The organism is Pseudomonas sp. SST3, assembly GCF_003325755.1.
In genome coordinates, this window is record NZ_QORI02000116.1 from 1 (window position 1) to 4,471 (window position 4,471).

At 58.2% G+C, this 4,471-nt stretch carries 2 protein-coding genes and 3 pseudogenes; 4 read left to right on the plus strand and 1 reads right to left on the minus strand.

All coding sequences use genetic code 11. The features are described from left to right. Window positions 1–326 precede the first annotated feature (326 nt). Window positions 327–1,894 (plus strand): annotated as a pseudogene (locus DQ405_RS24650) (TerC family protein). 37 nt (window positions 1,895–1,931) lie between these two features. Here the strand turns inward: DQ405_RS24650 and DQ405_RS24655 are convergent. Next, window positions 1,932–2,204, minus strand: a pseudogene (locus DQ405_RS24655) (thioredoxin family protein); the annotation flags it as partial. A 327-nt stretch (window positions 2,205–2,531) separates the two neighbouring features. On the opposite strand from DQ405_RS24655, the gene DQ405_RS24660 reads away from it, so the two are divergent. From DQ405_RS24660 to DQ405_RS24670, 3 genes and pseudogenes are all read left to right on the plus strand, one after another. Continuing rightward, window positions 2,532–3,380 carry a transporter substrate-binding domain-containing protein gene (locus DQ405_RS24660; RefSeq protein ID WP_168426381.1) on the plus strand — a complete coding sequence of 283 codons (849 nt, stop codon included), beginning with the start codon at window positions 2,532–2,534 and terminating at the stop codon, window positions 3,378–3,380. A 52-nt stretch (window positions 3,381–3,432) separates the two neighbouring features. Then, complete coding sequence (locus tag DQ405_RS24665; RefSeq protein WP_019817612.1) at window positions 3,433–4,095, plus strand: amino acid ABC transporter permease; 663 nt, start codon at window positions 3,433–3,435, stop codon at window positions 4,093–4,095. A gap of 11 nt (window positions 4,096–4,106) precedes the next feature. Then, window positions 4,107–4,471, plus strand: a pseudogene (locus DQ405_RS24670) (ABC transporter permease subunit); the annotation flags it as partial.

Sequence of the window (4,471 nt, forward strand, 5' to 3'; positions counted from 1 at the left end):
AACGATCAACACCGAGGTGCCTGCATCGCAGGCAAAGCCAGCTCCCACAAGTATTGGTGTGCTTCTTGATAGGGGCTTACAGGTTTTGTAAATAGTTTTGCGCTGTAGGAAATTTGTATTTCAAATGTAGGATTCAAGTCCTTTTGTCATTTCAGGACTTGCATGAACACCCTCTCGGAGCCTCCCAGTCGTCTTTCCCCAAGACAACCGCTGTCGCTGTTCCCGCTGAAGCACCCCGTATTCCGTCAACTAACCTTGTCTCGGTCGTATGACCGCACTTTGCCGTGCCCGGCGTTCTGAACACTTTAAAGACAGAGAATTTATAAATGGAATGGTTAGCGGATCCTACGGCCTGGCTCGGCCTTGCGACCTTGATTGTGCTGGAACTGGTGCTGGGTATCGACAACCTGGTGTTTATCGCGATCCTGGCGGACAAGTTGCCGCCGGAGCAGCGTGACCGTGCACGTTGATCGGCTTGTCCTTGGCGCTATTGATGCGCCTGGGCCTGTTGGCGAGTATTTCCTGGTTGGTGACCCTGACCCAGCCGCTGTTCGAGGTGTTCGACAAGAGCTTCTCGGGCCGTGACCTGATCATGCTGTTCGGCGGTATATTCCTGCTGTTCAAGGCCACCATGGAATTGCATGAGCGCCTTGAAGGCCATGTGGCGCAGCACAAGGGCAGTGTGGCTTACGCGATGTTCTGGCCGATCGTCGCGCAGATCGTGGTGCTGGATGCGGTGTTCTCCCTCGACGCGGTGATTACCGCCGTGGGCATGGTTGACGAGCTGGCGGTGATGATGATCGCGGTGATCGTGTCCATCGGCCTGATGATCGTGGCGAGCAAGCCGCTGACCCGTTTCGTCAATGCGCATCCGACCGTGATCATGCTGTGCCTGGGCTTCTTGATGATGATCGGCTTCGCCCTGACCGCCGAAGGCTTGGGCTTCCATATTCCCAAGGGCTACCTGTACGCGGCTATTGGCTTCTCGATTCTGATCGAGGTGTTCAACCAGATCGCCCGAGCCCGTCGCAAAAAATCGGCACAGGGTGTGTTGCCGGTGCGTGAGCGTACCGCCCATGCGGTGATGCGCTTGTTGGGCGGCCGCAGCCTGGCGGTGGAAGAGGTGGGTGAAGAGGTAGCCGATCTGCTGGGCGAGCCGGATGCTGCGCAGGGTCCGCTGTTTGACCGGCGCGAACGGGTGATGATCAGCGGTGTGCTGCAACTGGCCGAGCGGCCGATTCGCACCCTGATGACCCCAAGGGCCAAGGTTGACTGTATCGACCTGGCGGACGAGCCCGAGACGACGCGTCTGAAACTGATGCACTCGTCCTACTCGCGTCTGCCGTTGATCCGTAACGGTGCAGTGGATGAGCCTTTGGGCTTTGTGCACAAGAAAGAGCTGCTCAAGGAATACCTGGCTGGCAACGAGCCGAACCTTGCGCACTTGGCGCGTCGGGCGATCAACCTGCTGGAAAGCTTTTCGATCCTCAACGCCCTGGAGCAGATGCGCCAGGAGTCTACCCACATCGCTTTCGTGATCAACGAATTCGGCGACTTCATGGGTGTATTGAGCATGACGGATATTCTGGAATCCATCGCCGGTGAATTGCCCGATGCCAGCGAAATCGAAGGGCCGGACATAGTCGAGGACGGCGATGGTTTCCGTGCCAATGGTGCCTTGAACCTCAACCTGCTGCGTCAGCGAACGGGCTTCAAGGCTGCGGCTACCGAGGACTATCAAACCTTGGCGGGGTTGGTGATGAGCCTGCTCGACCGCCTGCCGGCGGTGGGCGATAGCCTGGAGCATGAAGGCTGGCGTTTGACCGTGGCTGAAGTGGAAGAGCGCCGGGTGACGCAAGTGCACTTGCGCCCTTGCTCAGGTCATAACGGCTGAAGATGTCTTTTACGCACTGCTCTTGTTCTTCAACGGGGCCGAAGCCTTTGAGCCGTTCTACCACGGCCCCCTTCAGGTAGATCAGCAGCGTCGGGGTGCCCGTCACGTCAGGGTGCCTCGGCGTATGGGCGCAGTCGAGTAACAGGTTGACTATCCAGGGATGCTTCCACGCGGTCTGTTCGAATAAGTGGCATGCCTGCGCGCAAGCGGGGCAGTGCTCTGAAAAAAAAAGAATAAACACCGGGCGCGGTGTGTTCAGTACCCGATTGAACCCTTGGGCGCTGGAAATTCTGCGCGTGGCGACTCCCATGTTGATCCTCCTGCCTGCAGTGTTGGTTTTTTGCTCACGCTAAGCCGGAGGGTCGTCACCGTCTACTGTCAACCTTCACAGGTGCGCGTCACTTGCACTCGACCCGTCTAGGTGCGCTGTAACACCGTTGTGGGGCGTTGCGTAGCACTGCCATGCGACGACGGCGCAACGCTGTTTATCTCTGCAATCGCTATCACGCTGATCCATAACGCATTTATTACCCCCATAGGTTTCCTCCAGCGTCTGTGGCACACTTTCTGCTGTCTATTCCGTTGTTACATACCAAGTTCCGGTATAGCGGAATATACAATCCCTGGAGTGCTTGTCATGCATCACCGACCTTCCGTATTCAAAGCGTGTGTTTTTCTCGTCGCTGCATCGGCTTCCTTCGCCAGCCTGGTGCAGGCGGCGGACAGCAAGCTCGATAATGTGCTCAAGCGTGGGCACTTGATCGTAGGTACAGGCAGTACCAATGCGCCGTGGCACTTCCAGGGAGCGGATGGCAAGTTGCAGGGATTTGATATCGACATCGGCCGCATCGTGGCCAAAGGCTTGTTCAATGACCCGAGCAAGGTGGAGTTTGTGGTGCAGTCGTCCGATGCACGTATTCCCAACCTGCTCACCGACAAGGTCGACATGAGCTGCCAGTTCATCACCGTCACCGCCAGCCGTGCGCAGCAGGTGGCCTTCACCCTGCCGTACTACCGGGAAGGCGTCGGCCTGCTGCTGCCCAACAACAGCAAGTACAAGGAAATCGAAGATCTCCAAGCCGCAGGTGATGACGTTACCGTGGCAGTGCTGCAAAACGTATACGCCGAAGAGTTGGTGCACCAGGCGCTGCCCAAGGCCAAGGTCGACCAGTACGACAGTGTCGACTTGATGTACCAGGCCGTGAACTCAGGTCGCGCCGATGCCGCCGCCACCGATCAGTCCTCGGTCAAATACCTGATGGTGCAGAACCCTGGCCGCTACCGCAGCCCCACCTACGCCTGGAGCCCGCAAACCTACGCCTGCGCGGTCAAGCGCGGCGACCAGGACTGGTTGAACTTCGTCAATACCGCGCTGCACGAAGCCATGACCGGTGTGGAGTTCCCCACCTATAAAGCCTCGTTCAAGCAGTGGTTTGGCGTGGATCTGCCAGAACCGGCGATTGGTTTTCCCGTGGAATTCAAGTGACCCGCAACAATAGGGGCGTGCCTGAACACGCCCCCTTCAGGTGCTGCTGACCATGAACTATCAGTTGAACTTTGCCGCCGTCTGGCGTGATTTCGACACCTTGCTGGCGGGGCTCGGCCTGGGGTTGCAGTTGGCGTTGCTGTCGATCGCCATCGGCTGCGTGATCGGCCTGTTGATGGCGTTTGCCATGCTCTCCAGGCACCGTGCGTTGCGTATTCTTGCCTCGGTGTATGTGACGGTGGTGCGCAACACCCCCATCCTGGTGTTGATCCTGTTGATCTACTTCGCCTTGCCCTCCCTGGGTATTCGCCTGGATAAGATTCCCTCGTTCATCATCACCCTGTCGTTGTATGCCGGTGCCTATCTCACCGAAGTGTTCCGCGCAGGCCTGGTGAATATTCCCAAGGGTTTGCGGGAAGCCGGCCTGGCCATCGGCCTGGGCGAGTGGCGAATTCGCGCTTACATCACCGTGCCGGTAATGCTGCGCAACGTGCTGCCGGCGCTGTCGAACAACTTTATCTCGCTGTTCAAGGACACCTCCCTGGCCGCTGCGATCGCGGTGCCGGAGCTGACCTATTACGCCCGCAAGATCAACGTCGAAAGCTATCGGGTGATTGAAACCTGGCTGGTCACGACCGCGCTCTACGTGGCTGCCTGTTACCTGATTGCCATGCTGCTCCGTTACCTGGAACAGCGTTTGGCTATCCGTCGTTAAGGAAGGGTCCCATGTACGAATCCCCCAGTTGGCTGCATGAATTGTGGATCGCCCGCGAGACCCTTTGGGCTGGCTTCCAGGCCAGCGTGGCGGTCTCGGCGCTGGCGATTGTCTTTGGCACCCTGATCGGCATCGTCGCCGGGTTGATCCTCACCTACGGCAAATTCTGGATGCGCGCGCCGTTCCGTCTGTATGTCGATTTGATCCGTGGCACGCCGGTGTTTGTACTGGTGTTGGCGTGTTTCTACATGCTGCCGGCCCTTGGCTGGCAAATCAGTGCGTTCCAGGCCGGTTGCGGTCGGGCTCACCTTGTTCTGTGGCTCCCATGTATCGGAAATCGTGCGCGGCGCGCTGCAAGCCATTCCCCGTGGGCAAA

Coding starts and splice junctions, on each gene's coding strand:
- DQ405_RS24660 (WP_168426381.1), top strand. CDS start 2,532: ATGCATCACCGACCTTCCGTATTCAAAGCGTGTGTTTTTCTCGTCGCT.
- DQ405_RS24665 (WP_019817612.1), top strand. CDS start 3,433: ATGAACTATCAGTTGAACTTTGCCGCCGTCTGGCGTGATTTCGACACC.